This is a genomic window from Streptomyces sp. A1136, from assembly GCF_004795055.1.
Taxonomy (GTDB): Bacteria; Actinomycetota; Actinomycetes; order Streptomycetales; family Streptomycetaceae; genus Streptomyces.
Genome location: NZ_SSBJ01000022.1, coordinates 58,955 through 82,520, shown reverse-complemented (window position 1 = coordinate 82,520; position 23,566 = coordinate 58,955). Strand labels below are relative to the sequence as shown.

Annotated in this window: 19 protein-coding genes; 9 read left to right on the top strand and 10 right to left on the bottom strand. The window is 73.1% G+C overall.

Annotated elements, in window-relative coordinates:
• Positions 1 to 42: 42 nt before the first annotated feature.
• From murD to rsmH, 7 genes are all read right to left on the bottom strand, one after another.
• Entirely contained in the window at positions 43 to 1,470 is a 1,428-nt protein-coding gene (gene murD / locus E6R62_RS21985; RefSeq protein WP_136215230.1) for a UDP-N-acetylmuramoyl-L-alanine--D-glutamate ligase, read from the bottom strand.
• A complete protein-coding gene (gene mraY, locus E6R62_RS21980; RefSeq protein WP_136215229.1) occupies positions 1,452 to 2,522 on the bottom strand; it encodes a phospho-N-acetylmuramoyl-pentapeptide-transferase in 1,071 nt (356 codons plus the stop codon). Before mraY ends, murD begins: the two co-directional genes overlap by 19 nt.
• Complete coding sequence (gene murF / locus E6R62_RS21975; protein ID WP_136215228.1) at positions 2,519 to 3,937, bottom strand: UDP-N-acetylmuramoyl-tripeptide--D-alanyl-D-alanine ligase; 1,419 nt, start codon at positions 3,935 to 3,937, stop codon at positions 2,519 to 2,521. Before murF ends, mraY begins: the two co-directional genes overlap by 4 nt.
• Positions 3,934 to 5,643, bottom strand: a complete 1,710-nt coding sequence (locus E6R62_RS21970) for a UDP-N-acetylmuramoyl-L-alanyl-D-glutamate--2,6-diaminopimelate ligase (RefSeq protein ID WP_136215227.1) — start codon at positions 5,641 to 5,643, stop codon at positions 3,934 to 3,936. The genes murF and E6R62_RS21970 overlap by 4 nt, the downstream gene beginning before the upstream one ends.
• Positions 5,644 to 5,680: 37 nt before the next feature.
• Entirely contained in the window at positions 5,681 to 7,651 is a 1,971-nt protein-coding gene (locus tag E6R62_RS21965; protein WP_136215226.1) for a penicillin-binding protein 2, read from the bottom strand.
• Positions 7,652 to 7,762: 111 nt separating this feature from the next.
• The gene (locus E6R62_RS21960) at positions 7,763 to 8,176 is read right to left on the bottom strand and encodes a hypothetical protein (protein WP_136215279.1); all 414 of its coding nucleotides are present in this window, start codon (positions 8,174 to 8,176) and stop codon (positions 7,763 to 7,765) included.
• An 86-nt stretch (positions 8,177 to 8,262) separates the two neighbouring features.
• Positions 8,263 to 9,222 (bottom strand): 16S rRNA (cytosine(1402)-N(4))-methyltransferase RsmH, encoded by a 960-nt coding sequence (gene rsmH / locus E6R62_RS21955; RefSeq protein ID WP_136215225.1) that lies wholly within the window; start codon positions 9,220 to 9,222, stop codon positions 8,263 to 8,265.
• 311 nt (positions 9,223 to 9,533) lie between these two features.
• Between rsmH and E6R62_RS21950 the strand changes: the two genes are divergently transcribed.
• The 4 genes from E6R62_RS21950 (at position 9,534) to E6R62_RS21935 (ending at position 15,003) form a co-directional block, all read left to right on the top strand.
• Positions 9,534 to 10,085, top strand: a complete 552-nt coding sequence (locus tag E6R62_RS21950; protein ID WP_240801807.1) for a carbonic anhydrase — start codon at positions 9,534 to 9,536, stop codon at positions 10,083 to 10,085.
• A gap of 153 nt (positions 10,086 to 10,238) precedes the next feature.
• Positions 10,239 to 11,249: a MoxR family ATPase gene (locus E6R62_RS21945; RefSeq protein ID WP_136215223.1), complete on the top strand. Its 1,011-nt coding sequence runs from the start codon at positions 10,239 to 10,241 to the stop codon at positions 11,247 to 11,249.
• Positions 11,249 to 12,607, top strand: a complete 1,359-nt coding sequence (locus E6R62_RS21940; RefSeq protein WP_136215222.1) for a DUF58 domain-containing protein — start codon at positions 11,249 to 11,251, stop codon at positions 12,605 to 12,607. Before E6R62_RS21945 ends, E6R62_RS21940 begins: the two co-directional genes overlap by 1 nt.
• Entirely contained in the window at positions 12,604 to 15,003 is a 2,400-nt protein-coding gene (locus E6R62_RS21935; protein WP_136215221.1) for a DUF3488 and transglutaminase-like domain-containing protein, read from the top strand. The genes E6R62_RS21940 and E6R62_RS21935 overlap by 4 nt, the downstream gene beginning before the upstream one ends.
• A 296-nt stretch (positions 15,004 to 15,299) precedes the next feature.
• On the opposite strand, the gene E6R62_RS21930 is transcribed toward E6R62_RS21935, so the two are convergent.
• Genes E6R62_RS21930 through E6R62_RS21920 form a run of 3 tightly spaced genes read right to left on the bottom strand, consistent with a single transcriptional unit; the run spans position 15,300 to position 19,094 of the window.
• Complete coding sequence (locus E6R62_RS21930; protein ID WP_136215220.1) at positions 15,300 to 15,932, bottom strand: TetR/AcrR family transcriptional regulator; 633 nt, start codon at positions 15,930 to 15,932, stop codon at positions 15,300 to 15,302.
• 29 nt (positions 15,933 to 15,961) lie between these two features.
• Complete coding sequence (locus tag E6R62_RS21925) at positions 15,962 to 18,049, bottom strand: YhgE/Pip family protein (RefSeq protein ID WP_136215219.1); 2,088 nt, start codon at positions 18,047 to 18,049, stop codon at positions 15,962 to 15,964.
• The gene (locus E6R62_RS21920) at positions 18,021 to 19,094 is read right to left on the bottom strand and encodes an ATP-binding cassette domain-containing protein (RefSeq protein WP_136215218.1); all 1,074 of its coding nucleotides are present in this window, start codon (positions 19,092 to 19,094) and stop codon (positions 18,021 to 18,023) included. Before E6R62_RS21920 ends, E6R62_RS21925 begins: the two co-directional genes overlap by 29 nt.
• Before the next feature lie 215 nt (positions 19,095 to 19,309).
• Here E6R62_RS21920 and E6R62_RS21915 point away from each other — a divergent pair, with 215 nt between their 5' ends.
• The 5 genes from E6R62_RS21915 (at position 19,310) to E6R62_RS21895 (ending at position 23,517) form a co-directional block, all read left to right on the top strand.
• Entirely contained in the window at positions 19,310 to 19,804 is a 495-nt protein-coding gene (locus E6R62_RS21915) for an SAV_6107 family HEPN domain-containing protein (protein ID WP_136215217.1), read from the top strand.
• 98 nt (positions 19,805 to 19,902) lie between these two features.
• Positions 19,903 to 20,661 carry a methyltransferase gene (locus E6R62_RS21910; protein WP_136215216.1) on the top strand — a complete coding sequence of 253 codons (759 nt, stop codon included), beginning with the start codon at positions 19,903 to 19,905 and terminating at the stop codon, positions 20,659 to 20,661.
• Positions 20,662 to 20,968: 307 nt separating this feature from the next.
• Positions 20,969 to 21,370: a DUF3040 domain-containing protein gene (locus E6R62_RS21905; RefSeq protein ID WP_136215215.1), complete on the top strand. Its 402-nt coding sequence runs from the start codon at positions 20,969 to 20,971 to the stop codon at positions 21,368 to 21,370.
• Positions 21,371 to 21,448: 78 nt separating this feature from the next.
• Positions 21,449 to 22,075, top strand: a complete 627-nt coding sequence (locus E6R62_RS21900; protein ID WP_136215214.1) for a DUF4126 domain-containing protein — start codon at positions 21,449 to 21,451, stop codon at positions 22,073 to 22,075.
• A 44-nt stretch (positions 22,076 to 22,119) separates the two neighbouring features.
• Complete coding sequence (locus tag E6R62_RS21895; RefSeq protein ID WP_136215213.1) at positions 22,120 to 23,517, top strand: NAD(P)/FAD-dependent oxidoreductase; 1,398 nt, start codon at positions 22,120 to 22,122, stop codon at positions 23,515 to 23,517.
• The last annotated feature ends 49 nt before the right edge of the window (positions 23,518 to 23,566 follow it).

Below are 23,566 nucleotides of genomic sequence, written 5' to 3'. Positions count from 1 at the left end.
GGCGAGCAGCCGGTCGGGGAGGGACACCTGCCCTGGGTCGACCTAGGCGCTCTCGGCGGCCAGTTCGCGTACCGCGTCGGCGAACGCGTCCCCACGCTTGTTGTAGTTCGCGAACATGTCCATCGAGGCACAGGCAGGTGCCAGCAGGACCGTGTCGCCGCGCTCGGCGAGCCGGGCCGCTTCCCGGACCGCTGCGAGCATCGCCCCAGTGTCGGTCCGGTCGAGGTCCACGACCGGGACCTGCGGGGCGTGTCGCGCCAGCGCCTGCGCGATCAGGGCCCGGTCGGCGCCCATCAGCACCACGGCGCGCAGCCGCTCCGCCGACTTCCGCACGAGTTCGTCGAAGGTCGCGCCCTTGGCGAGACCTCCGGCGATCCAGACGACGGGCTCGAAGGCGGCGAGGGAGGCCTCCGCCGCGTGGGTGTTGGTGGCCTTGGAGTCGTCGACGTACGTGACCCCGTCCACCTCGGCCACGTGCGCGACCCGGTGGGCGTCCGGCCGGAAGTCGCGCAGTCCGTCGCGGACGGCGCGGGGCGGGACGCCGAAGGCGCGGGCGAGGGCCGCCGCGGCCAGCGCGTTGGCGATGTTGTGCGGGGCCGGCGGGTTGACGTCCCCGACCTCGGCGAGTTCCTGGGCGTTCTTCTGCCGGTTCTCGACGAACGCGCGGTCCACGAGGATGCCGTCGACGACGCCGAGCATGGAGGGACCGGGGGCGCCGAGGGTGAACCCGATGGCCCGGCAGCCTTCTTCGACGTCGGCCTTCTCGACCAGTTCCTCGGTGGCCCGGTCGGCGACGTTGTAGACGCAGGCGACGGTGTTGCCCTCGTAGATCCGGCCCTTGTCGGCGGCGTACGCCTCCATGGAGCCGTGCCAGTCGAGGTGGTCGGGGGCCAGGTTGAGCACGGCCGCGGAGTGGGCGCGCACCGAGGGCGCCCAGTGCAGCTGGTAGCTGGAGAGTTCGACGGCGAGTACGTCGTAGCGCTCGCCGCCGGTCACCACGTCGATGATGGGGGTGCCGATGTTGCCGACGGCCGCCGTCTTGAGCCCGGCGGCCCGCAGGATCGAGGCAAGCATCTGCGTGGTGGTGGTCTTGCCGTTGGTACCGGTGATCGCCAGCCAGGGGGCCGCGTCGGGGCCGCGCAGCAGCCAGGCGATCTCCACGTCCCCGACGACCTCGACGCCCGCTCGCGCGGCCGCCTCGAACAGCGGGCTGTCGGGCTTCCAGCCGGGCGAGGTGACGACCAGGTCGGTGCCCTCGGGGAGCGTCTCGGCGTCCGCGAGGCGCACGGAGATCCCCGCCGCCTCCAGCTCCGCCGCGCGGGCCCGGTGTCCCTCGCCGTCGCCGCCGTCCACGACGGTCACGACCGCGCCGAGGCCGGCCAGGGCGCGGGCGGCGCTGACGCCGCTCACGCCCAGACCGGCGACGGTGATGTTCTTGTCCTGCCAGGACGTCACTTGTCCGCTGCCCATCCCGCGTAGAAGAGTCCGAGGCCCACGATCACGCACATGCCCTGGATGATCCAGAAGCGGACCACCACAAGGACTTCGGACCACCCCTTGAGTTCGAAGTGGTGTTGCAGCGGGGCCATCCGGAAGACGCGCTTCCCGGTCAGCTTGAAGGAGCCGACCTGGATGACGACCGACATGGTGATGAGGACGAAGAGGCCGCCGAGCAGGGCGATCAGGAACTCCGTGCGGGAGCAGATCGCGAGGCCGGCCAGGGCGCCGCCGAGCGCGAGCGAGCCGGTGTCACCCATGAAGATCTTGGCTGGTGAGGTGTTCCACCACAGGAAGCCGAAGCAGGCGCCCATCAGGGCGGAGGCGACGACCGCGAGGTCCAGCGGGTCGCGGACCTCGAAGCAGGCCGCCGGGTTGGTCAGGTCCTGCGCGTTCACGCAGGACTCCTGGTGCTGCCAGACACCGATGAAGGTGTACGCGCCGAAGACCATCACCGCGGCGCCCGTGGCCAGGCCGTCCAGGCCGTCCGTCAGGTTCACGCCGTTGGACATGGCCAGGATCATGAACAGCGCCCAGACCACGAACAGCACCGGGCCGATGGCCCAGCCGAAGTCCGTGACGAACGACAGTTTGGTGGAGGCCGGGGTCAGCCCGCGCGAGTCCTTGAACTGGAGCGCGAGCACCGCGAAGGCGATGCCGACGATCAGCTGGCCGGCCATCTTGGCCTTCGCCCGCAGACCGAGCGAGCGCCTCTTGACGATCTTGATGTAGTCGTCCAGGTAGCCGACCAGACCCATGCCCGCCATCAGGAACAGGACCAGCAGACCCGAGAAGCTCGGCTCCTCGCCGGTGATCACCTTGGTGAGGGCGTACGCGATGAGGGTGGCCAGGATGAAGGAGATGCCACCCATGGTGGGCGTCCCCTTCTTCCCGGCGTGGCCGCGCGGGCCGTCGTCGCGGATGAACTGGCCGTAGCCCTTGCGGGCCAGCAGCTTGATCAGCAGCGGGGTGCCGATGACGGTGAGGAACATGCCGATGACACCGGCGAACAGGATCTGCCTCATCGGTCGGAGGCCTCGCCTTCGAGCAGAGCCTGTGCGACCCGCTCCAGACCGGCCGACCTGGAAGCCTTCACCAGCACGACGTCCCCCGGGCGCAGTTCACTGCGCAACAGGTCGACCGCCGCCTGCGCGTCGGACACGAGCACCGACTCCTCACCCCACGAACCCTCGTTATATGCGCCCAGTTGCAACCAGGACGCTTCCCTGCCCCCGACTGCGACGAGCTTGCTCACGTTGAGCCGGACGGCAAGCCGTCCCACCGCGTCGTGTTCGGCCAGCGCGTCGTCACCGAGCTCGGCCATGGGGCCGAGCACCGCCCACGTGCGGCCCCCGTCCGCCTGTGCGGCGGAGCCCATCGCGACGAGCGCTCGCAGAGCGGCCCGCATGGACTCGGGGTTCGCGTTGTAGGCGTCGTTGACGATCGTGACGCCGTCCGCGCGCTCGGTGACCTCCATCCGCCACCGGGACAACGTGCCCGCCCCGGAGAGCGCGGTGGCGATCTCCTCGGCGGACATGCCCAGTACATGGGCGACCGCGGCCGCGCCGAGCGCGTTCGACACGTGGTGCTCACCGTACAGGCGCAAGGTCACGTCACTGCACCCGGTGGGTGTGTGGAGTGTGAAGGACGGCCGTCCCTGGGGCGTCATCCGGACATCCGTGGCCCGGACGTCGGCTTCCTCCGACTCCCCGAACAGGACCGTGCGGGCCTTCGTGCGGGAGGACATGGCACGGACCAGCGGGTCGTCGGCGTTCAGGACGGCGACGCCGCCCTCCGCCTCGGACGGCAGCGCCTCCACCAGCTCGCCCTTGGCCTGGGCGATGGCCTCGCGACCGCCGAACTCGCCGATGTGGGCGGTGCCCACGTTCAGCACGAGTCCGATGCGGGGCGGGGTGAGCCCCGTGAGGTAGCGGATGTGGCCGATGCCGCGGGCGCCCATCTCCAGCACCAGGTGCCGGGTCTCCTCGGTGGCGCGCAGGGTGGTGATCGGCAGCCCGATCTCGTTGTTGAGGTTGCCCGGCGTCCACACCGTCGGCGCGTGGTGCTGGAGGACCTGGGCGATGAGGTCCTTGGTGGAGGTCTTCCCGGCCGAACCGGTCAGGGCCACCACGTCGGTGCCGATCCGGGCGACGACCGCGCCGGCCAGCGCCCCGAGGGCCGCCACGACGTCGGGGACGACGATGGCGGGCACGTCGACGGGTCGGGTGGCGAGGACGGCGCGGGCGCCCGCCTCGACGGCCGTGGCGGCGTAGTCGTGGCCGTCGACGCGTTCGCCGACGAAGGCGGCGAACAGGCTGCCGTCCTCCACCTGGCGGGAGTCGAACACGACGGGGCCGGTGACCAGGACGGACGCATCCGGTATGTCGTGGAGCTGCCCGCCGGTGATGTCGGCGATCTCGGCGAGGGAGAGGGGGATCACGGGGTCACCTCGGCCTGGGGGGCCTGCTGTTGGCGTTCGATGGCGGCGCGCAGCACCGCGCGGTCGTCGAAGGGACGGACGACGCCCGCGGTGTCCTGGCCCTGCTCGTGGCCCTTGCCGGCCACGAGGACGGTGTCGCCCGGCCGGGCGCGCGCCACGGCGGCGGCGATGGCCGCGGCCCGGTCGGCGTCGACCAGGACGGAGCCCCGCTCGGCGGGCGGCACGGAGACGGCGCCCTCGAACATCGCGGCGAGGATCGCGAGCGGGTCCTCGGAGCGCGGGTTGTCGGAGGTCAGGATCGCGGTGTCGGCGAAGCGGGCGGCGGCGGCGCCCATCGGGGCGCGCTTGGTGGTGTCGCGGTCGCCGCCGCAGCCGAGCACGATGTGCACCTTGCCCTCGGTGACCTCGCGCAGGGCCCGCAGCACCGATTCGACGGCGTCCGTCTTGTGCGCGTAGTCGACGACGGCCAGGTACGGCTGGCCCGCCTCGACCCGCTCCAGCCGACCGGGCACCCCGGGGACCGCGGCGACGCCGTCGGCGGCGGTCTGCGGGTCGATGCCGGCGGTGGCGAGCGTGACGATCGCGGCGACCGTGTTGGCGACGTTGAACGGGCCGGGCAGCGGTGCGGTGGCCCGTACACGCTGTCCGTCCGGGCCCAGCAGGGTCAGCGTGGAGTCGGCGGCGCCGAGCACCACGTCCTCGGCGCGCCAGTCGGCGCCGGGGTCGCCCGCCGCGGAGAAGGTGACGACCGGGATCGCCGCCTCCTTGGCCAGGCGGCGGCCGTACTCGTCGTCGACGTTGACCACCCCGAGGCGGGCGCGGCGCTCGGTGAAGAGCTGCGCCTTGGCCTGGAAGTAGTCCTCCATGTCGGAGTGGAACTCCATGTGTTCGGGGCTCAGGTTGTTGAAGACCGCGACGTCGAAGACGCAGCCGTCGACCCGGCCGAGCACCAGGGCGTGGCTGGAGACCTCCATGGTCACGGCTTCGACGCCGCGTTCGCGCATGAGGGCGAAGAGGGCCTGGAGGTCGGTGGCCTCGGGGGTGGTGCGCTCGGACTTGATGCGCTCGTCCCCGATGCGCATCTCGACCGTGCCGACCAGGCCCGTCGCGCGTCCGGTGCCGCGCAGGCCGCCGTCGACGAGGTAGGCCGTGGTGGTCTTCCCCGAGGTGCCGGTGATGCCGAGCTGGAGCAGGGACTCGCCCGGGCGGCCGTAGATCCGCGCGGCGAGCTCGCCCATCCGGGCGCGCGGGTCGTCGACGGCGAGCACCGGCAGTCCCGTCGCGGCGGCGCGTTCGGCGCCCGCCGGGTCGGTCAGCACGGCGGCTGCGCCGAGGGCGGCGGCCTGGGCGGCGAAGTCCGCCCCGTGCAGCTTGGCGCCGGGCAGCGCCGCGTACAGGTCGCCGGGGCGCACGGCGCGGGAGTCGTGCGTGATGCCGGTGATCCGCGTCGTCTGCGACTCCGGGTCGGCGCCTGCCGCTCGCACGCCCAGCAGCTCCGCCAGCTCGCCCAACGGGGTCGGGCGGACGGACTCGGGCCGGGGCGCTCCCGGCGGCGCTGCCGGGGCGTCTTTCTGTGGCGTTCTGGGCTGATCAGCGTGGGACACGGCGGTGAGCGTACCGGGCGTGGCGGGCCGCTCGCGAAGTGAGGGCCCGGCCGGGGTGTCGGAGGGCGACTGGTTCCCGGGTTTCGGGGTGATCGTTGTCACTGATGGTGCCTCACGCGTCTGTGGCTGGGCGGTCGGTTCACTGGCCGGGCTGCGGGCCGGTCCGAGGTGCGGGTTGTGGGGCCGGCGGGGGTGCGACGTCGTAGGTGACGGGCAGCCCGGCGGGGGCGGTTCCGGTAGGGGCGATCCGCAGGGTCTTGAGCGCGAACTCCATGACCTTCTTGTAGATCGGTCCGCAGATCTGGCCGCCGAAGTAGCTGCCCTTGGTGGGGTTCTGGATGGCGCAGTAGACGGTGATCCGGGGGTCGTCGGCGGGCGCGAAACCGGCGAACGAGGCGGTGTAGCCCTTGTAGCGGCCGGTGGCCGGATCCACCCGGTTGGAGGTGCCGGTCTTGCCGCCGACCCGGTAGCCGGGGATCCGCGCCTTGGTGCCGGTGCCCTCCTGGTCGTCGACAACGGATTCGAGCATCTGCGCGAGGGCCTTGGCGGTCTCGTGGCTGACGACGCGGGTCTGCGCGGGTGCCTTGGCCGGGGTGAAGCGGCCGTCGGGGCCCTTGGTGCCGCGGACCAGGGTCGGCTCGATCCGGACGCCTCCGTTGGCGATCGTGGAGTACACCGAGGCCGCCTGCATGGCGTTGAGGGAGAGGCCTTGGCCGAAGGGGATCGTGAACTGCTGGGAGGTGGACCAGTTTTCGGGTTTGGCGAGGATGCCCCGGGACTCCCCCGGGTAGTTCAGGCCGGTGGGCTGCCCGATCCCGAACTTGTTCAGGTAGGAGTAGAGGACCTTGTTGGCCTCGGCCTGGGTGTTGCCCAGCTGGCCGGTGGCGAGGATCGTGCCGATGTTCGAGGACTTGGCGAGGACCCCGTTGAGGGTCAGGTACCAGGTGGGGTGGTCGATGTCGTCCTTGAAGAGCCGGTCGCCCCGGTGCAGCCGGTTGGGGACCTCGACATGGGTCTCCGGGGTGGCCTTCTTCTCCTCCAGTACGGCGGCCATCGACATCACCTTCGCGGTGGAGCCGGGCTCGTAGACGTCCTGGAGGGCCGCGTTGCCCATGGCGGCCGAGCCGGCCTTGCCGAGGTCGTTGGGGTCGAAGCCGGGGGCGTTGGCCATGGCCAGCACCTCGCCGGTGCGGGTGTCCTGGACGATGACGTAGCCGCGGTCGGCGCCGGACTTCTCGACCTGCTCGCTGATCGCGCTCTGCGCGGCCCACTGGATGTCGCGGTCGATGGTCAGTTCGATGTCCGCGCCGGGTACGGCGGGCTTCTCGCTGGAGCCGGCGGTGGGGACGCGGCGCCCGCCGGACTGGGCGTAGGTCAGTTCGCCGTCCTTGCCCGCCAGCTTCTTGTCGAGCGCGGACTCCAGGCCGCCGCCGCCCTTGCCGTCGGCGTTGACGTAACCCAGTATCCCGGCGGCCAGGTCGCCGTTCGGGTACACGCGCTTGCTGCTGTCCTCCTTGAACACGCCGGCCAGGACGTTGGCGCCGGGCCCGTTGTTCTTCCGGTCGACTGCCGCCTTGTCGGCGAAGACCTTCTGGAGGTCCTTGATCTGGTTCCAGACCTGGGGGGTCTGGCGGCGCGCGAGGACGACGTAGCGGGTGTTCTTGGTCGCCAGGCGGGACGCGATCTCCTTGGCGTCCTTGCCGAGGATCGGCGCGAGGAGGGCGGCGGCCTGCGCGGGGGCGTCGGGGGCCTTGCTCTCCTGCGGGGTGAACATCTTCGGGTCGGCGGTGATGTCGTACGCGTCGACGCTGGTGGCCAGGGCCACGCCCTTGCGGTCGGTGATCTCCCCGCGCTCGGCGGCCAGGGTGTAGCTGGCGAAGCGGTTCTCGGAGGCCTTGGCGGAGTAGGCGGAGGCGTCGACGGCCTGGACCTGGAGGAGCCGTACGACGAAGGCGGCCATCACCAGGGTGAGGGCGACGCTGACCAGACGCAGCCGGGGTTTAGGGCTGCCGAGGCGGATGGTGTGCGGGGTGCGCGCGGGGGCGGGGCGGCCGGTGGTCCGCGCCCGCGCCGGGCCGGGCACCCTGCGCCGCGGCACCTGCGGGCTCACGTGCCCGCCCCGTGCCGCCGGCCCGCCGTGGTCGTCCGCGGCGCCGTTGCCGGGGCCGCGCGTCCGACCCCGTGCCTCGATGGCCGGCGGGGCTGCGTTCCGTTCACGACGTCACCTTCCGGAGGAGGGCGAGCCCGCCGGGCTCGGGGTGGGTGAGGCGGCCACGGCCGGCGGGGCGGAAGCCGCGGCCGGGCTCGGGGACACCGGCGGCGCGGAGGGCGGGGGCGCGGGCGCGGGCGGCGCCTCGGCCGCCGCCGGGGTACCCGCGACCTTCCCGTCCGGGCCGATGAAGACGGGGCTTCCGCCGGGCACCAGGCCCAGCTCGTGCGCCCGGCGCTGGAGCGCGTCGGGAGCCGAGTAGCCGTCCACGTCCCGCTGGAGCTCCTGCTGCTCGTCCCGCAGGACGGTGGTCTCCTTCTTGAGCTTGCTCAGCTGGAAGGAGCCCTGGTTCAACGCCGAGTTCAACAGCAGCAGGCTGATCAGCCCGCCGCCGAGCAGGGCCACGACCAGCAGGACGAACGGCATCCGCGCCGCCTGCCCGGACGTGCCCTGGCCGGACGGGCCCTGACCGGCCCCCGCCCCGCCCCCGCCCCGCAGCAGCCCGCGTTTCGTCACAGTCGCGCCTCCCGGATGCGCTCGACCCCGCGGAAGCGCGCCGGGGCGGCCCGCCGGTTCTCGGCGATCTCCTCCTCCGTCGGGAGCTCCGCGCCGCGGGTGAGCAGCTTCAGCTTCGGCTGGTAGCGCTCGGGCACCACCGGCAGGCCCGGCGGAGCGGTGGAGGCGGCGCCGGCCGCGAACACCTGCTTCACGAGGCGGTCCTCCAGCGAGTGGTAGGACAGCACCGCGATCCGGCCGCCGACCGCGATCCGGTCCACGGCCGCGGGGATGGCCCGCTCCAGCCCGGCCAGCTCGGCGTTGACCTCGATCCGCAGGGCCTGGAAGGTCCGCTTCGCCGGGTTGCCGCCCGTCCGCTTCGCCGCCTGCGGCAGCGCCTCGCGGATCACCTCGACCAGCCGGGCGCTGTTCGAGAACGGTTCCCGCTCGCGCTCGCGCACGATCGCCGACACGATGCGCTTGGCCTGCTTCTCCTCGCCGTACTGGCGCAGGATGCGGACCAGCTCGCCGGGCGCGTACGTGTTGAGCACCTCGGCGGCGCCGATGCCGGTGGTCTGGTCCATCCGCATGTCCAGCGGCGCGTCCTGCGCGTAGGCGAAGCCGCGGTCGGCCTCGTCGAGCTGCATGGAGGACACGCCCAGGTCGAAGAGGATGCCCTGGACGGTGGGGATGCCCAGGCTGTCCAGCACCTCGGCGAGGTCGGCGTAGATGGCGTGCACGAGGGTGGCCCGCTCGCCGAAGGGCGCGAGCCGCTCGCCGGAGAGCCGCAGGGCCTCCTTGTCGCGGTCCAGGCCGATCAGACGGGCCTCGGGGAACCGGGTCAGCAGGGCCTCGCTGTGGCCGCCGAGGCCGAGGGTGCAGTCGACGACGACGGCGCCGGGCCTCTCCAGCGCCGGGGCCAACAGGTCCAGGCACCGCTGGAGCATTACCGGGACATGTCGGGACTCGCTAGTCAAAGCGCCCTCTCAGATAACGGCGCGGCAGGCATACGCCGCGCCGCGCACGCGGAGTGTTACCAGGGGGCCGGGCGGCCGGTGAGGGCCGGGCTCCGGCCGGTTCGCGTCACTTTAGTGCAACGGTCGCCACGGTCAACGAACCGCCCCGCGCGCGGTGCGCCCCGCTGTCGGCCAACCCGCAAAAGCCGCCAATCACCCGAACGGGCTACCCCGCCCCACCCCTGTGGATTAGCTCACAACAACTGCGGTTGACGTTCTTTGTCCACCCTCACTCGCTGCCACGACGAGCTGTGACCATTAACGTCGTACCCATGACGACTTCCGCATCGCTGCCCGCAGACCCGGCAACCCAGGCATCCGGCGACCGCTCCGTCACCGACCGGCTGGTCGAGGCGAACCGGCGTTACGCCGCGGACTTCACCGACCCCGGCATGGACGCGCGTCCCGTACTGCAGGTCGCCGTGGTGGCTTGTATGGACGCCCGCCTCGACCTGCACAAGGCCCTCGGACTGGAACTCGGCGACTGCCACACCATCCGCAACGCGGGCGGCGTGGTCACCGACGACACCATCCGCTCGCTCACCATCAGCCAGCGGGCGCTCGGCACCCGCACGGTGATACTGATCCACCACACCGGCTGCGGCCTCGAAAGCCTGACCGAGGACTTCCGGCACGAACTGGAGGACGAGGTGGGCCAGCGTCCCGCATGGGCCGTGGAGGCCTTCCGGGACGTGGACCAGGACGTCCGCCAGTCGATGCAGCGGGTCCGCACGAACCCCTTCCTGCCTTTCAAGGACGATGTGCGAGGCTTCGTCTTCGACGTACACACCGGGCTCCTGCGGGAGATCGATCCCGTCTCCTGAGTGACACGACGCCACAACGCCGTCAAGAATGCGGGGTGACGCCACCCGGGAGCCGTCGGGCCCGGCGTTCACCCCCGCGCGTTCGGGGGTTTCGGGGTGGGCCGGTCATGCGCCAAGGGGCGTCGGCCCTGGGAAAGGGCCGAGGAGAACCAGGTGACCACGTACGACGATCGAGCGAGCCTCGCGGATCTGACCAGCACGGCGGAGCGGGTGCGCCACTCGGTCGAGAGCGTCATCGAGGGCAAGCCCGAGGTCGTCCGCCTCGCGCTGACCGTCTTGCTCGCGGAGGGGCACCTGCTGATCGAGGACGTCCCGGGCGTGGGCAAGACGATGCTCGCCAAGGCGCTCGCCAAGTCCATCGACTGCTCGGTCCAGCGCATCCAGTTCACCCCGGACCTGCTGCCCTCCGACATCACCGGCGTCAGCATCTACGACCAGCAGCGCCACGAGTTCGAGTTCAAGCCGGGCGCGATCTTCGCGCAGATCGTCATCGGCGACGAGATCAACCGCGCCTCTCCGAAGACCCAGTCGGCGCTGCTGGAGTCGATGGAGGAGCGGCAGGTCACCACCGACGGCACCACCTACGCGCTGCCCACCCCCTTCATGGTCGTCGCCACCCAGAACCCGGTGGAGATGGAGGGGACCTACCCGCTGCCCGAGGCGCAGCGTGACCGCTTCATGGCGCGCGTCTCGGTCGGCTACCCGAGCCGCGAGGCCGAGCTCCAGATGCTCGACGTGCACGGCGGGGCCTCCCCGCTCGACGACTTCCAGGCCGTCGCCCACGCCCACGACATCGTCAAGTTGATCGACGCCGTCCGCGAGGTGTACGTGGCCGAGCCCGTCCGCCGGTACGTGGTCGACCTCGTCTCCGCCACCCGCGGCCACCCGGACCTGCGCCTGGGCGCCTCGCCCCGCGCCACCTTGCACCTGCTGCGCGCGGTGAAGGCGTCCGCCGCGCTGTCGGGGCGCGATTACGTCCTGCCCGACGACGTCCAGCAACTGGCCGGACCCGTCCTCGCCCACCGGCTGCTGCCCACCGCGCAGGCGCAGCTGAACCGGCGCACCGCCGAGCAGGTCGTCGTCGACATCCTCCAGCGCACCCCCGTACCCGCCGCGCACGCCCGCGGCGAGATGCCGCCCGGCGCGGGCATCCGGGGCTTCTGATGGGCGCCGGTGCCCCGCACGGCGCCGGCGGGACGGCCCAGGGTGCCGGCGGGCTGCGGGCCTCGCTTTCCGGGCTCACCACCCGCGGCCGGTCCTTCCTCGCCGCCGGGGCCGCCGCCGCCGTGTGCGCCTACGTCCTGGGCCAGAGCGAACTGCTCCGGGTCGGGCTGCTGCTCGCCCTGCTGCCGCTGATCTGCGTCGCGGCCCTGCACCGCACCCGCTACCGGGTCTCCGGCAGCCGCCGGTTGACCCCGGCCCGGGTACCCGCCGGAGGCGAGGCCCGGGTGCGACTGCGCATGGACAACGTCTCCCGGATGCCCACCGGACTGCTGATGCTCCAGGACCGGGTGCCCTACGTACTGGGGCCGCGGCCCCGTTTCGTGCTGGACCGGGTCGAGCCGGGAGGCCGCCGCGAGGTGTCCTATCGGGTCCGCTCCGACCTGCGCGGACGCTACCCGCTGGGCCCGCTCCAACTGCGTCTGACCGACCCGTTCGGGATGGTCGAGCTGACCCGCTCCTTCAGCGCGTACGACACCCTGACCGTCATCCCGCGCACCGAGGCCCTGCCCCCGGTGCGGCTGAGCGGGGAGTCCTCCGGCTACGGCGACGGCAGCCGCCGCTCGCTGGCCCTGGCCGGGGACGACGACGTCATCCCGCGCACCTACCGGCGCGGCGACGACCTGCGCCGGGTGCACTGGCGTTCCACCGCCCGCTACGGCGAGCTGATGGTGCGCCGCGAGGAGCAGCCCCAGCGCAGCAAGGCCACCGTCCTGCTGGACACCCGGCGGGGCGCGTACGAGGGCGCGGGACCCGGTTCCGCCTTCGAGTGGGCCGTCTCGGGGGCCGCCTCCACCCTGCTGCACCTGCTGGAGCACGGCTTCTCGGTGCGGCTGGTGACCGACACGGGCGACTCGGTGCCCGGTGAGGCGGGCGGCGGGTTCTCCTCCGGCTCCCAGGAGTCCGCCGAGGCGGCCGGGCTGATGATGGACACCCTCGCGGTCGTCGGCCACTCCGACGGCGCCGGCCTCGGTCGCGCCTACGAGGCGATGCGCGGCAGCGGGGGCGGCTTCGCCGGGACCGGCTCCGACGGACTCCTCGTCGCCTTCTTCGGGGATCTGGACGACGCGCAGACCGAACTGGCGGCCCGGATGCGCCAACGCAGCGGGTACGCGGTGGCGTTCGTGCTGGACGCCGCGGCCTGGACCGGGCTGCCCTCGCGGGTGGAGGAACCCCTGCGCCGGCTGCGCGACGCGGGCTGGACGGCGCTGGCCGCGCCGCCCGGCGCCGCCTTCGCGGAGCTGTGGCGCCAGTCCGGTACCGCCGGCCTTGGCACGACCGCCACCGGAGGCCGCGGATGAGCGGGCACGCACGGCTGACGCTCTTCGCACTGCTCGCGACGCTGCTCACCTCGTGGTCGCTGACGCCGTTGGTGGAGTCCCCCGGCTGGCTGGTGCAGGCGGCGGGGCTGCTGGCCGTACAGAGCCTGGTGGGCGCCGGCGCCCGGCGGGTGCCGCTGGCCCGTGCGCTGACGGTCGGCGCGCAGTTCCTGGTGTCCCTGCTGCTCCTCGCGTTCCTGTTCGCGGGGAAGGCGGAGAACCCCTCGGGCGGGGTCCTGGGCTACCTCGTCACGGACTTCGGCTCGCTGTTCGGGCAGGGCGTGCGGGACGTCGGCGAGTTCGCCATACCGGCCCCGACGACCGACGGCATCCGGCTGCTGCTGCTGTCCGGGGTGCTGCTGATCGGGCTGGCGGTGGACCTGCTGGCCGTGACGGCGCGCTCCGCCGCCGCGGCCGGGCTCCCGCTGCTCGCGCTGTACTCGGTGGCCGCCGGGCTGTCGGCGGGCCGCGGCGGCGCCTGGCTCGATTTCCTGCTGGCCGGCTGCGGCTACCTGTTGCTGCTGCTCTCGGAGAGCCGTGACCGGCTCGCCCAGTGGGGCCGGGTGTTCGGCGGGGCCGCCCCGGGGACCGGAGGCGTCGGGAGCGGCGGCGGTCAGGCCGTGGCCCCGGTACGGACGGGGCGGCGGATCGGCGCGGTCGCGCTGGGCCTGGCGCTGGTCGCGCCGGTGGCGCTGCCGGCGATGGGCGGCGGGATGCTCGGGACCGGCGGCGACGGCGGCTCCGGCGGGTCGGGCGGCGGCACGATCTCGGCGGTGAACCCACTGGTCTCCCTGCAGAGCAGCCTGAACGCGCAGGACAACCGGGTGGTGCTGCGCTACCGCACGGACAGTCCGCAGCTCTCCGAGCAGTACCTGCGCATCCTGGCGCTCGACGAGTTCGACGGGGTCAAGTGGGAGGCCTCCGGGCGGCCCCTGACGGATGTGCCGCCGCGGCTGCCGAACCCGCAGGGGCTCAGCGACCTGGAGATCCGGCGGACCGCGTCCGAGGTGCGGACGACCGTCTCGGCCGCCGAGACGTACGCCCAGCGCTACCTGCCGATGCCCTACCCGGCGACCCAGGTGGACATCGGCGGCAAGTGGCGGTTCGAACCGGTCGGCCGGACCCTGGTCGGCGACCAGCTCGGCAAGGACACCTACCAGAACGTGCAGGGCGCGCAGTACACGGTCCGGAGCCTGCTGCTCCAGCCGACGGCGGAGCAGCTCCGGCACGCCCCGCCGACCGACCCGCTGGTGATGAACGAGTACACGAAACTGCCGGACAACCTTCCGGCGGTCGTCGGCGACACGGCCCGGCGGGTCACCCGCGGCGCCAAGGACAACTACACGCGGGCCGTGATGCTCCAGGACTTCTTCGCGGTCAGCGGCGGGTTCCGCTACGACACGACGGTGTCCTCGGGTACGGGCTCGCAGGCCATCGTCCGCTTCCTGAACGACAAGGAGGGCTTCTGCATCCACTTCTCGTTCTCGATGGCGGCGATGGCCCGCTCGCTGGGCATCCCGGCGCGGGTCGCGGTCGGTTTCACCCCGGGCACCAAGCAGTCGGACGGCAGCGTGAACGTGACGATGCGCGACGCCCACGCCTGGCCCGAGCTGTACTTCGAGGGCGCGGGCTGGACCCGGTTCGAGCCGACCCCGCGGTCCGGGATCTCGCTGCCGGACTACGGCCGCGCCGACACCCCGCAGACCCAGCCGTCCGCGCCGACCTCCCTGCCGTCGCCGGACGCGTCGCAGCCGACGGCCGCCCCGTCGCAGTCGGACGCCTGCCCGCCGGACCTCAAGAAGCTCGGCGAGTGCGGGGCTCCGGTCGCCGGACAGGACGCCGGAGCGGGTTCCGGCGGTGTGTCGGTCCTCGCCGTACTGGGCTGGACGGCCGGCGGGCTGTCGCTGCTGTCGCTGCCCCTGCTTCCGCTGGTGTGGCGCAGGCGGCTGCGGGAGCGGCGGCTCGCCGCACGGGACGTGCTGCTCGCCTGGCGGGAGCTGGGCGACTGTGCCTGGGACGTGGGCATCGAGCCGGACGACGCGCTGTCGCCCCGGCGGGCGGCCGGACGCGTCGTCGAGCGAGGAGGGCTGGAGGGTGCGGCCGCCCAGGCCGTGCACCGGGTCGCGGGCGCGGTGGAGCGGGCGCTGTACGCACCGCCGGGAGCCGGACCGTCCGACGAGGACACGGCGGGCGACGTCCTGACGGCGCGGGCCGGGCTGCTGGCGGCGGTGTCCCGCAGGGCACGCCTGCGGGCCCTGCTGCTGCCGCGTTCGGCCGCCCGGGTGGGCTGGGCGGTCTCGGCCCGGTGGTCGGCGTTCGTCCAGGTGCTCTCCGCCCGTCTGGCGGCCGTCCGCCTCCCGCTGCGCGATCGCGGCTGACGACCCGGTACGCGCCGCCGCGGCGAGGCTCGATCCCCCCGAGCCCCGCCGCGGTGGCCCGCACACCGGGTTTCCCCTCCCGGCGCCGGCCGAGGACCCGGTCCCGCTCCGCGGCCCCGTGTCCGCGGTGCGGGCCGAGCGGCCCCGTCCGTAGCCCCCAGTCTGCTGTTCGCGCAGGTGGGAGCCCATCCGTACGCGTACTCATTTCGAGGCCCGGGGACGTCTGGGTACGGATACTCAGTTCTACGCCGCCGCCCCCGCCGGGCGGCACCGCCGACCGGGGGTACCCCCGGGTGTCACCGGCTCCCGCTGACCCGGCCCCGCAGCAGCAGGGACAGCGCCGAGTGCACGTCGTCCAGCGAGCGTTCGCTCTGGAAGGACTGCCAGTCCAGGGCGGCCACCAGCACCATGCCGACCATCGCCGCCGCCGTGAGCGGCACGTCGATCTCCGCGCTGAGTTCCCCGCGCTCCACCCCCTCGCGCAGCACGGTCTCCACCACGGCCACCGCCTCCCGGCGGACCACCATCAGGGTGGACTGCCACGCACGGTTGGTGCGCCACAGCTCGGCCACGTACAGCTGGGTGAAGGCCGGGTAGCGGTCGATGAAGACCAGGCCGGCGCGGATCATCTCGTCCAGCGCCTCGACCCGGGTACCGCCCCGGGCCTCGGTGGACTCCGCCGCTTCCCGCAGCGAGGCGGTCAGCAGCCCCACCCCGTGGCGCAGCAGCTCCTCGAAGAGGTCCGTCTTGCTGGCGAAGTTGTAGTAGACGGTGCCCTTGGCCACGCCCGCCCGCTCGGCGATCTCGTCGACCGTCGTCGCGGAGAAACCCTGCTCGGCGATGAGCGTGACGGCCGCTTCGTAGAGCTTCTGTCGGGTCGCCCGCCGCCGGCCGCTGCCGGCACCCGTACCGGTGCTGCTGCTTTCCATGGCGCTGATTCTCACAGGTCACCGGCTCCCTACAGGCTCAGTTCCGGGTGCAGCCGGTCCATCGTCCACACCTGCTTGCCGCGGGCGGCGAGCGCGGTGAGGGCGAGCGCCCCGACCGTGAAGGCCGACAGTACGGCGCAGCCCGTCCACACCGGTGTGAGGTCGCCGCCGGTGATGAGCCGGCGCAGGCCCTCGACGACGTACGACATCGGCAGGTAGGGGTGGATCGCGTTGAAGAAGCCGGGGCTGGTCTGGACGGGGTACGTGCCGCCCGCGGAGGTCAGCTGGAGCATCAGGAAGGCGAGGACCAGGATGCGTCCGGCCGCGCCGAACTTGGCGTTCAACCACTGGACGATCGCGGCGAAGCAGGCGGTCACCAGCGCCAGGAAGGCGATGGTCAGCGCCGGGCGGGACATCTCCAGGCCGAGGCCCCAGTGCAGTACGGACATCAGCGCGGCGACCTGTGCGACGCCGATCCCGGCTACGGGCAGCCAGCCCGCGAAGGCGATCCGCCACGGCGAGGCGCCGGTGGCCAAGGCCCGCTTGTTGAGAGGCGCGATCAGCATGTAGCCGACCATCGCGCCGACCCAGAGGGACAGCGGGATGAAGTAGGGGGCGAAGCCGGTGCCGTAGTTGGGTGCCCGGTGCAGGGACTGGTTGGCGAGCCGGACCGGGTCGGCCATGACCTGGGTGCGGGCGTCGCGCGCCTGCTGGTCGTAGTCGGGGATCTTGCCGGCGCCGTCGTGCAGGCCGCCGGCAAGCTCACCGGTGCCGTCGACCAGTTTGTACATGCCGCCGTCGAGGGTGTGGGCGCCGTCCCCGAGCTTGCCGACGCCCTCGCCGAGGGCGCCGGAGCCGCCGGCGGCGGTGCCGAGGCCGGTGTGCAGCTTGGCCATGCCCGTGGCGACCTGGTGGGCACCGTCGTTGAGGGCGTTGACCTTCGTGACGGCGGTTTCGAGGTCGGAGGAGAGGCCGGGGGCGGCGGCGACGAGCGCGTTGGCCTTGGTCTCCAGGTCGGTGAGTTGACCGCGCAGGGTGGTCAGGTCGCCCTTCGTGTCCTTGACGACATCGTTCACGTCACCGGCGAGCAGGGCGCCCTCCGCCGCGTCGTCCCTGATCTTCTTCAGGGCGGGGCAGGAGGCGAGGTGCGGCTCGGTTCCCGGGGTGACGCAGTGGTCGGTGTAGTAGGTGGCGGTGCCGGTGGCGACCCGCTTGGTGACGACCGCCGCGGCGGGGGCCTTCTCGGCGAAGGTGTCGAGGTGGTTGTTGACCACCTTGGCGGTGTCGGCGACCAGACGGGCGGTGTCGGCGAGGGACTTGGGGTCCTTGACGAAGGGGCGTGCCTTGGCGGCGGCGCCGTTGACCTGGTCGGCGACCATCTGGGTGCCGTCGGCCACCTCCTTGGCCCCGGTCTCCAGCTGCCCGGCGGCCGAGTTCAGCTTCTTGAGGCCACCGGTGAGTTCCCCGGACTTCTCCTTGGCCGTGTCGAGGCCCTCGGCGAGCTCCTTGGCGCCCTCCTGGGCCTTGCCCGCGCCGTCCTTGAGCTTGTCGGCGCCGTCGGCGGCCTCCGCCGTCTTGTCGTGCAGGTCGGAGAAGCTGACAAAGATCTTGTCGAGGAACCCCCGGGAGGCGTTGGTCGACGCCGCCGCGCGGACCTCGGAGAAGACCGTCTTGGAGATCGATCCGACGATGTAGTTGTTGGCGTCGTTGGTGCGCACCTGGAGGGCGCCGGTGGTGGGGTCCGCGCCGGAGCTGGAGGCGATCTTCGTGCTGAAGTCGGCGGGCATGGTCAGCGAGAGGTAGTACTTCCCGTGTTCCAGCCCCTTGGCGGCCTCATCGGCGTTCACCTCGCGCCAGTCGAAGGTCTTGCTGGTGTGGAGCTTCTTCGTGATCTCGTCGCCCGCGGCGATGCGCTTGCCGTCGACGGTGGCGCCCCGGTCCGCGTTGACGAGCGCGACGGGGATCTTGTCGAGGCGGCTGTACGGGTCCCAGAAGGAGCACAGGTACAGCGCGCCGTAGAGCAGCGGCAGGAGGAGCAGCGCGACGAGGGCGGCGGCGGGGAGCTTGCCCCGGCCGAAGCGCTTGAGCTCAAGCGCGGCGAGCTTGGGTGAGCGCATCGTCGGTCCCCTTCGTGTCGGCGTCTGCGGTGTCGGCGTCGGCGGTGTCTTCATCGGCGTGGTGGTCGGTGGCCTCGGCGGCGGTCTCGGACCGGGTGGCCCCGTCGGCGGGGGCCTCGGGCTCGGCGGCGTCGGGCTCGGTGGCGTCGGGCTCGGTGGCGTCGGGTGTGGCCGCGGCGGGCGTGGCCTCGTCGGCCTCGGTCCCGGCCTCGCCGTCGCCCTTGCCCTTGGCGGCGGCCGCGGAGTCGGCGGCGGTCTCGGTGGGCTCGGCGCCCCAGGTGATCTTGGAGTCCCGGTCGGGCCGGAGGGCCCGGGTGGCGGGCGGCTCGGGCTGTTCCCGCGCCTCGTCGGCGACGCCCAGGCGCAGGACCGTCGCCTCCTCGGGCGCCTCGCTGCACGCCGCGACGACGGTGGTGCCGCGTTCGGCGAGCGAGCGGAGCAGGGCCCAGGCCTCGGCGCGTTCGGCGGCCGGGAGCTTGAGGTCGACGTCGTCGAGGGCCAGCAGCCGGGGGGTGGCCAAGAGGGCGATGGCCACCGAGAGCCGCAGGGACTCCAACCGTTCGAGGTCGCGCACCGCGGTGCGCGGGCCCTTGGGCAGGGTGTCCGGGTCCAGCCCCGCGGCGGCGAGCGCCTCCTCGATCCGGGCGGAGGCGGAGAGCCGGCGCTCGCCGCGCGGGCGCAGCAGGGCTCGTACGGGGCCCTCGTAGCGCCGCTGGAGCAGGACGCCCTCCCGCAATTGTTCGGCGACGGTGAGGGCGGGGTCGAGGTCGTTGACTCCGGGTACATGGGCGAGAGCGGAGATCCGGCGGACCGCGGCCATCTTCTTCGGCAGTCGGTGGCGGCCGATGTCGGCATGCCCCTCGGAGGGCTTCATCCGACCGGTGAGGGCGAGCAGGAGGCAGGTGCGACCGCTGCCCGAGGGGCCCGCGATCGCGATGAGCGAGCCGGGCTCCGCGTCGATCGCCACCCCGCGGAACACCCAGCCGCGCGGGCCCTTGAGTCCGAAGCCCTCGGCCCTGACGGCCGCGCCTTGTGGGCTTTCCACGCCGTCCCCCTTCTTTTGAACTGACCGGTCAGTTCAAAAACTACCAGGCTTAGTTGTCGTTCGCCTCCCGAGGGGACCGAAAGGACCGACCGGTGAACAAACGCGCAGGTCAGCGCGATTGTCAGTGGGGCACGTCACGATGGGAACCAGGTAGCCGGGCGGTTGCCCGGCGCCATCCGCGGTTCGCAGCAGTACGCATCGACAGGAGGTTCGTCATGGCCACACCGTCCCCGTCCCCTGTCCACCCCGTCCCGAGGAAGTCGGCGGCCCCACCGGCCGCCCTCGACCTGCTCGCCAAGGCCCACGACGGCCTGGCCGAGGCTGTCCGTCTGCCCCGGCCCAACGAGCGGTACGCCACCGCCCACCTCGCCGCCCTGCGCGCGGCCGCGGCGGTGCTCGCCGCCCGCGGGAGGCCCGAGCCGGTGAACCCTCGGCGGCGGCCACGCATCCGCAGCGCGTGGGAGGTACTGCCGGAGATAGCGCCGGAGCTGACGGAGTGGAGTGCGCTGTTCGCCTCGGGGGCCGCGCGTCGGGCCAGGGCCGAGGCGGGCATACCGGACGCGGCGACCGGCCGGGACGCCGACGACCTGGTCCGCGAGGTGGGCATGTTCCTGCGCCTGGTCGAGCGGACGCTGGCGCTGCGGCCGACCGCTCCGGACGGCCGGCAGGGCCTGCCGCAACCCCGGTCGGAGCGTCCACAGGCGGGGTGACCTGCCCGGCTGCGGGAGGCAATAGGGTGGGGCCTGCACCGCTCGCCCTCCCCCGGCTACCGCCGGGAGGTGCCCCCTACGCCGAGGAGTCATCAGTCGTGTCGGACACTTCCCGCCCCCGCGCCTCGCTCCGCACCGCCGTGGTGTGGGAGGTCCTCAAGGAGGTCCTCGACCGCCGGGTGAAGGCGACCGGCCGGGACGTGCTGGACGTACTGGACACCGGCGGCGGCACCGGCAAGTTCGCCGTACCGGTGGCCCGCCTGGGCCACCGCGTCACCGTGGTCGACCCCAGCCCGAACGCGCTGTTCGGGCTGGAGCGCCGGGTCGCCGAGGCCGGCGTCGCCGACCTGGTGCGCGGTGTCCAGGGTGATGCCCAGGGCCTGCTCGACGTGGTCGAGCGCGACGCGTACGACGTCGTGCTCTGCCACGGCGTGCTGGAGTACGTGGACGACCCGGCCGAGGGCGTGGCCAACGCGGTCGCCGCCCTGCGTCCCGGCGGCGTGCTCAGCCTCCTCGCCGCCGGCCTCGGCGGAGCCGTGCTGGCGCGCGCGCTGGCCGGGCACTTCACCGAGGCCCGTACGGCCCTGACCGACCCGGCGGGCCGCTGGGGCGCGGGCGACCCCGTGCCGCGCCGCTTCACCGCCGAGCAGCTGGCCGAGGTCGTCGGTGGAGCCGGACTCGACGTCGGCTCGGTGCACGGCGTCCGGATCTTCGCCGACCTGGTGCCCGGGGTGCTCGTGGACACCGAACCGGGGGCGGTGGAGGCGCTGCTGCGCCTGGAGGAGGCCGCCGCGGAGCTGCCCGCCTTCCACGCGGTGGCCACGCAGTTGCACGTCCTGGGCGAGAAGCCCGCCTGATCTGCGAAGCTCCCGTGCGCGGGGTTCGCCGGACACCCTCCGAACGTGCCGCCGTCACCGTATGATCGAGTGCACCGGTCGGCATGGCGGGCCGGTCATCGGGGAATAAGCGCCTCAATGACCACGCCCGCCGCGGTGCGGTCTGGCGCTGCGCTCCTTCGAGGCGACGCCATTCCGGTGGTGCTTTTCCAGGCGGTGCTTTTTCGAACCTGGCGTAGAGGGCGGGTGTCACGGGGGCGATTCCCCGCCTATCCTGAAAGGGACCCCTGGTCGCTCCCCCCGCGACCGACGGATGAGGAGGACTCCCGTGCCGCTCTCGGAGCACGAGCAGCGAATGCTCGAGCAGATGGAGCGAGCGCTGTACGCCGAAGATCCCAAGTTCGCGACAGCGCTTGAGGGAAGCGGACTGCGTACGTACACCCGGCGACGGGTCTACCAGGCAGTCGCAGGCATTGTGGTGGGTATCGCGCTCCTCATGACCGGTGTGATCTGGCAGAGCGTGCTCTGGATCAGCGTGGTGGGATTTCTCGTCATGCTGGCCTGCACGGTCCTCGTCGTCACCGGTTGGCGCAGAGCACCCAAGCCTGGCGAGCAGCCCGTCTCCGGCAGTGCAGGTGGTTCGGCCCGCGGGCAGAGCCGGCAGCATCGGTCGATGATGAACCGCATCGAGGAACGGTGGCAGCGCCGCCGGGACGAACAGGGACAGTGATCCCGCACGACTTCGAGAGGGACGGCCGCCGCACGGCGGCCGTCCCTCTCTCGTACCGCCCTGCGGCATGATGGCCCGATGACAGTCCTCCCCCTGGTCTTCACCAGCGGCTGGGCCAGCGGGATCAACGCCTACGCGGTGGTCCTGCTGCTCGGCGTCTTCGGCGCGACCGGGCTGAGCGACGACGTCCCGGCCTCCCTCCAGCGCACCGACGTCATGATCGTCGCGGCCCTGCTCTTCCTCTGCGAGGCGGTGGCCGACAAGATCCCGTACCTGGACTCCGTGTGGGACTCCGTCCACACGGTGATCCGCCCGATCGCCGGAGCGGTCGTCGGCGCCCTGCTGGCCGGGCAGAGCGGCTCGCTCTCCCACATCGCGGCCGGTGCGATCGGCGGCTCCACGGCACTGGCCAGCCACCTCGTCAAGGCGGGCACCCGCATGGCGGTCAACACCTCGCCGGAGCCCTTCAGCAACATCGTGCTCAGCACCGCCGAGGACCTCGGGGTGGCCGGCCTCGTCACCTTCGCGATGTTCAACCCACAGGCCGCGGCGATCATCGCCGCCCTCCTGCTCGTGGCCGGCCTGGCCCTGGTGATCTACCTCTGGACCCGCATCCGCCGCTTCCTGCGCCGCCGGGCCCAGCGCCGCGAGGAGAGGCGGTTGGCGGCCGAAAGCGGCCGGATCACCGGCGCCCCGCCCTACTGACCTCGGTCGATCCGCTCCCCGTTCCGCTCGGTAGGCTCCACCGCATGGCACGAATTGCGGTGATCGGCGCCGGCATGGGCGCGATGGCGACGGCGGCCCGGTTGGCCGTGGCGGGCCACCGGGTGACGGTGTACGAGCGCGGCTCCACCTACGGCGGCGCCGTCGGGCGCCACGAACGCGACGGCTTCGCCTTCGACACCGGACCGGGTCTCCTGCACCTGCCCGCCGTCTACCGCGACCTCTTCGTGAAGACCGGCAAGCGGCCCCTCGAACAGTGCGTCGAGCTGGTCCAGGTCGATCCGGCCGTGCGGCACGTACTGCCCGACGGCACGACGGTGACCCTGCCCAACGCCTCGCGCGGCGGCGCCGCCGCCGTCCTGGACCAGGCCTTCGGGCCCGGAGCCGGGGACCGCTGGAGCGAGGTGCTCGGCCGCGCCCGGGACGCCTGGAACGCCACCCGGCGTCCGCTGCTGGAGGAGCCGCTGTGGCCGAACTGGCAGGTGCTCGGCGAGGACCCCTACCCCGCGCTGCGCAAGAGCGGCCTGCTGCGCCGCCGGCCTCCCACCCTCGCCGAGGTCGCCGCGCGGGAACTGGGCGGCCCGCTCGCCGGGCTGCTCGCCGAGCGGGTCCTCGCCCACGGACTGGACCCCGCGACCGCGCCCGCCTCCGCGGCGGTGCTGCCGTACATGGAGCAGACCTTCGGGAGCTGGTACGTGCGCGGCGGGATGCGGGCGCTGGCCACCGCCGTCCACGAGCGGTGCCGGGAGCGGAAGGTCGACTTCGTCTTCGGCGCCGGGGTCCGGGAGGTCGTGGAGCGCGACGGCCGGGCCGCCGGGCTGCTGCTGGCCGACGGCGAGGCGGTGGAGGCCGACGCGGTGGTGTGCGGGGTGGACCCGAGGGCGCTGGCGATCCCGCTCGCGCCGGGTTCCACGCCAGCCCGGAGCACGGGCCTCAGCACCCGGTACACCCTGTTCCTCGCGCTGCGCGGGGCCCGTCCGGCGGACGCCGTGCACCGGACCCTGGCGGGGGGCGGAGTCACCGTGCTGCGCCCGGACGACCCGGCCGCGGTACCCGACGCCGAGCACGAGGCCGTCACCGTACAGGCCGTCGTGGGCCCCGGCGCGGCGCCTTCGGCCGAGGACCTGTTGGCGGCGGCGGAAGGCGCCGTGCCGGGGCTGCGGGAGCGGCTGTTGTGGCACGAGGAGCGCACCCCGGCCGACGTCCTCGAAGCCACGGGGGCGGTGGACGGCACGGTCCCGGCGCCCGCGCTGGCGGGTTCCGGCGGTCGGCTGCTCTACCCCGCGAACACCACCGCGCTGCCCGGCCTGTACCTCGCCGGGGGCTGGGCGCACCCGGGCGGCGGCCTCCCGCACGCCGGGATGACCGGCGCGCTGGTGGCCGGCCTGATCGTGGAGGGCGCCGACTTCCGCGGCTCTCGCTAGGACGGGGTCCCGGAACGCCCCCGGAAGGCCCCTGGGAGCGCCCTCAGGG

Bases quoted from the DNA above. Each gene is read 5' to 3' on its own strand.
- murD (WP_136215230.1), bottom strand. From the start codon at position 1,470: ATGGGCAGCGGACAAGTGACGTCCTGGCAGGACAAGAACATCACCGTC.
- mraY (WP_136215229.1), bottom strand. From the start codon at position 2,522: ATGAGGCAGATCCTGTTCGCCGGTGTCATCGGCATGTTCCTCACCGTC.
- E6R62_RS21960 (WP_136215279.1), bottom strand. From the start codon at position 8,176: ATGCCGTTCGTCCTGCTGGTCGTGGCCCTGCTCGGCGGCGGGCTGATC.
- E6R62_RS21950 (WP_240801807.1), top strand. From the start codon at position 9,534: ATGACGACTTCCGCATCGCTGCCCGCAGACCCGGCAACCCAGGCATCC.
- E6R62_RS21940 (WP_136215222.1), top strand. From the start codon at position 11,249: ATGGGCGCCGGTGCCCCGCACGGCGCCGGCGGGACGGCCCAGGGTGCC.
- E6R62_RS21935 (WP_136215221.1), top strand. From the start codon at position 12,604: ATGAGCGGGCACGCACGGCTGACGCTCTTCGCACTGCTCGCGACGCTG.
- E6R62_RS21930 (WP_136215220.1), bottom strand. From the start codon at position 15,932: ATGGAAAGCAGCAGCACCGGTACGGGTGCCGGCAGCGGCCGGCGGCGG.
- E6R62_RS21925 (WP_136215219.1), bottom strand. From the start codon at position 18,049: ATGCGCTCACCCAAGCTCGCCGCGCTTGAGCTCAAGCGCTTCGGCCGG.
- E6R62_RS21915 (WP_136215217.1), top strand. From the start codon at position 19,310: ATGGCCACACCGTCCCCGTCCCCTGTCCACCCCGTCCCGAGGAAGTCG.
- E6R62_RS21900 (WP_136215214.1), top strand. From the start codon at position 21,449: ATGACAGTCCTCCCCCTGGTCTTCACCAGCGGCTGGGCCAGCGGGATC.
- E6R62_RS21895 (WP_136215213.1), top strand. From the start codon at position 22,120: ATGGCACGAATTGCGGTGATCGGCGCCGGCATGGGCGCGATGGCGACG.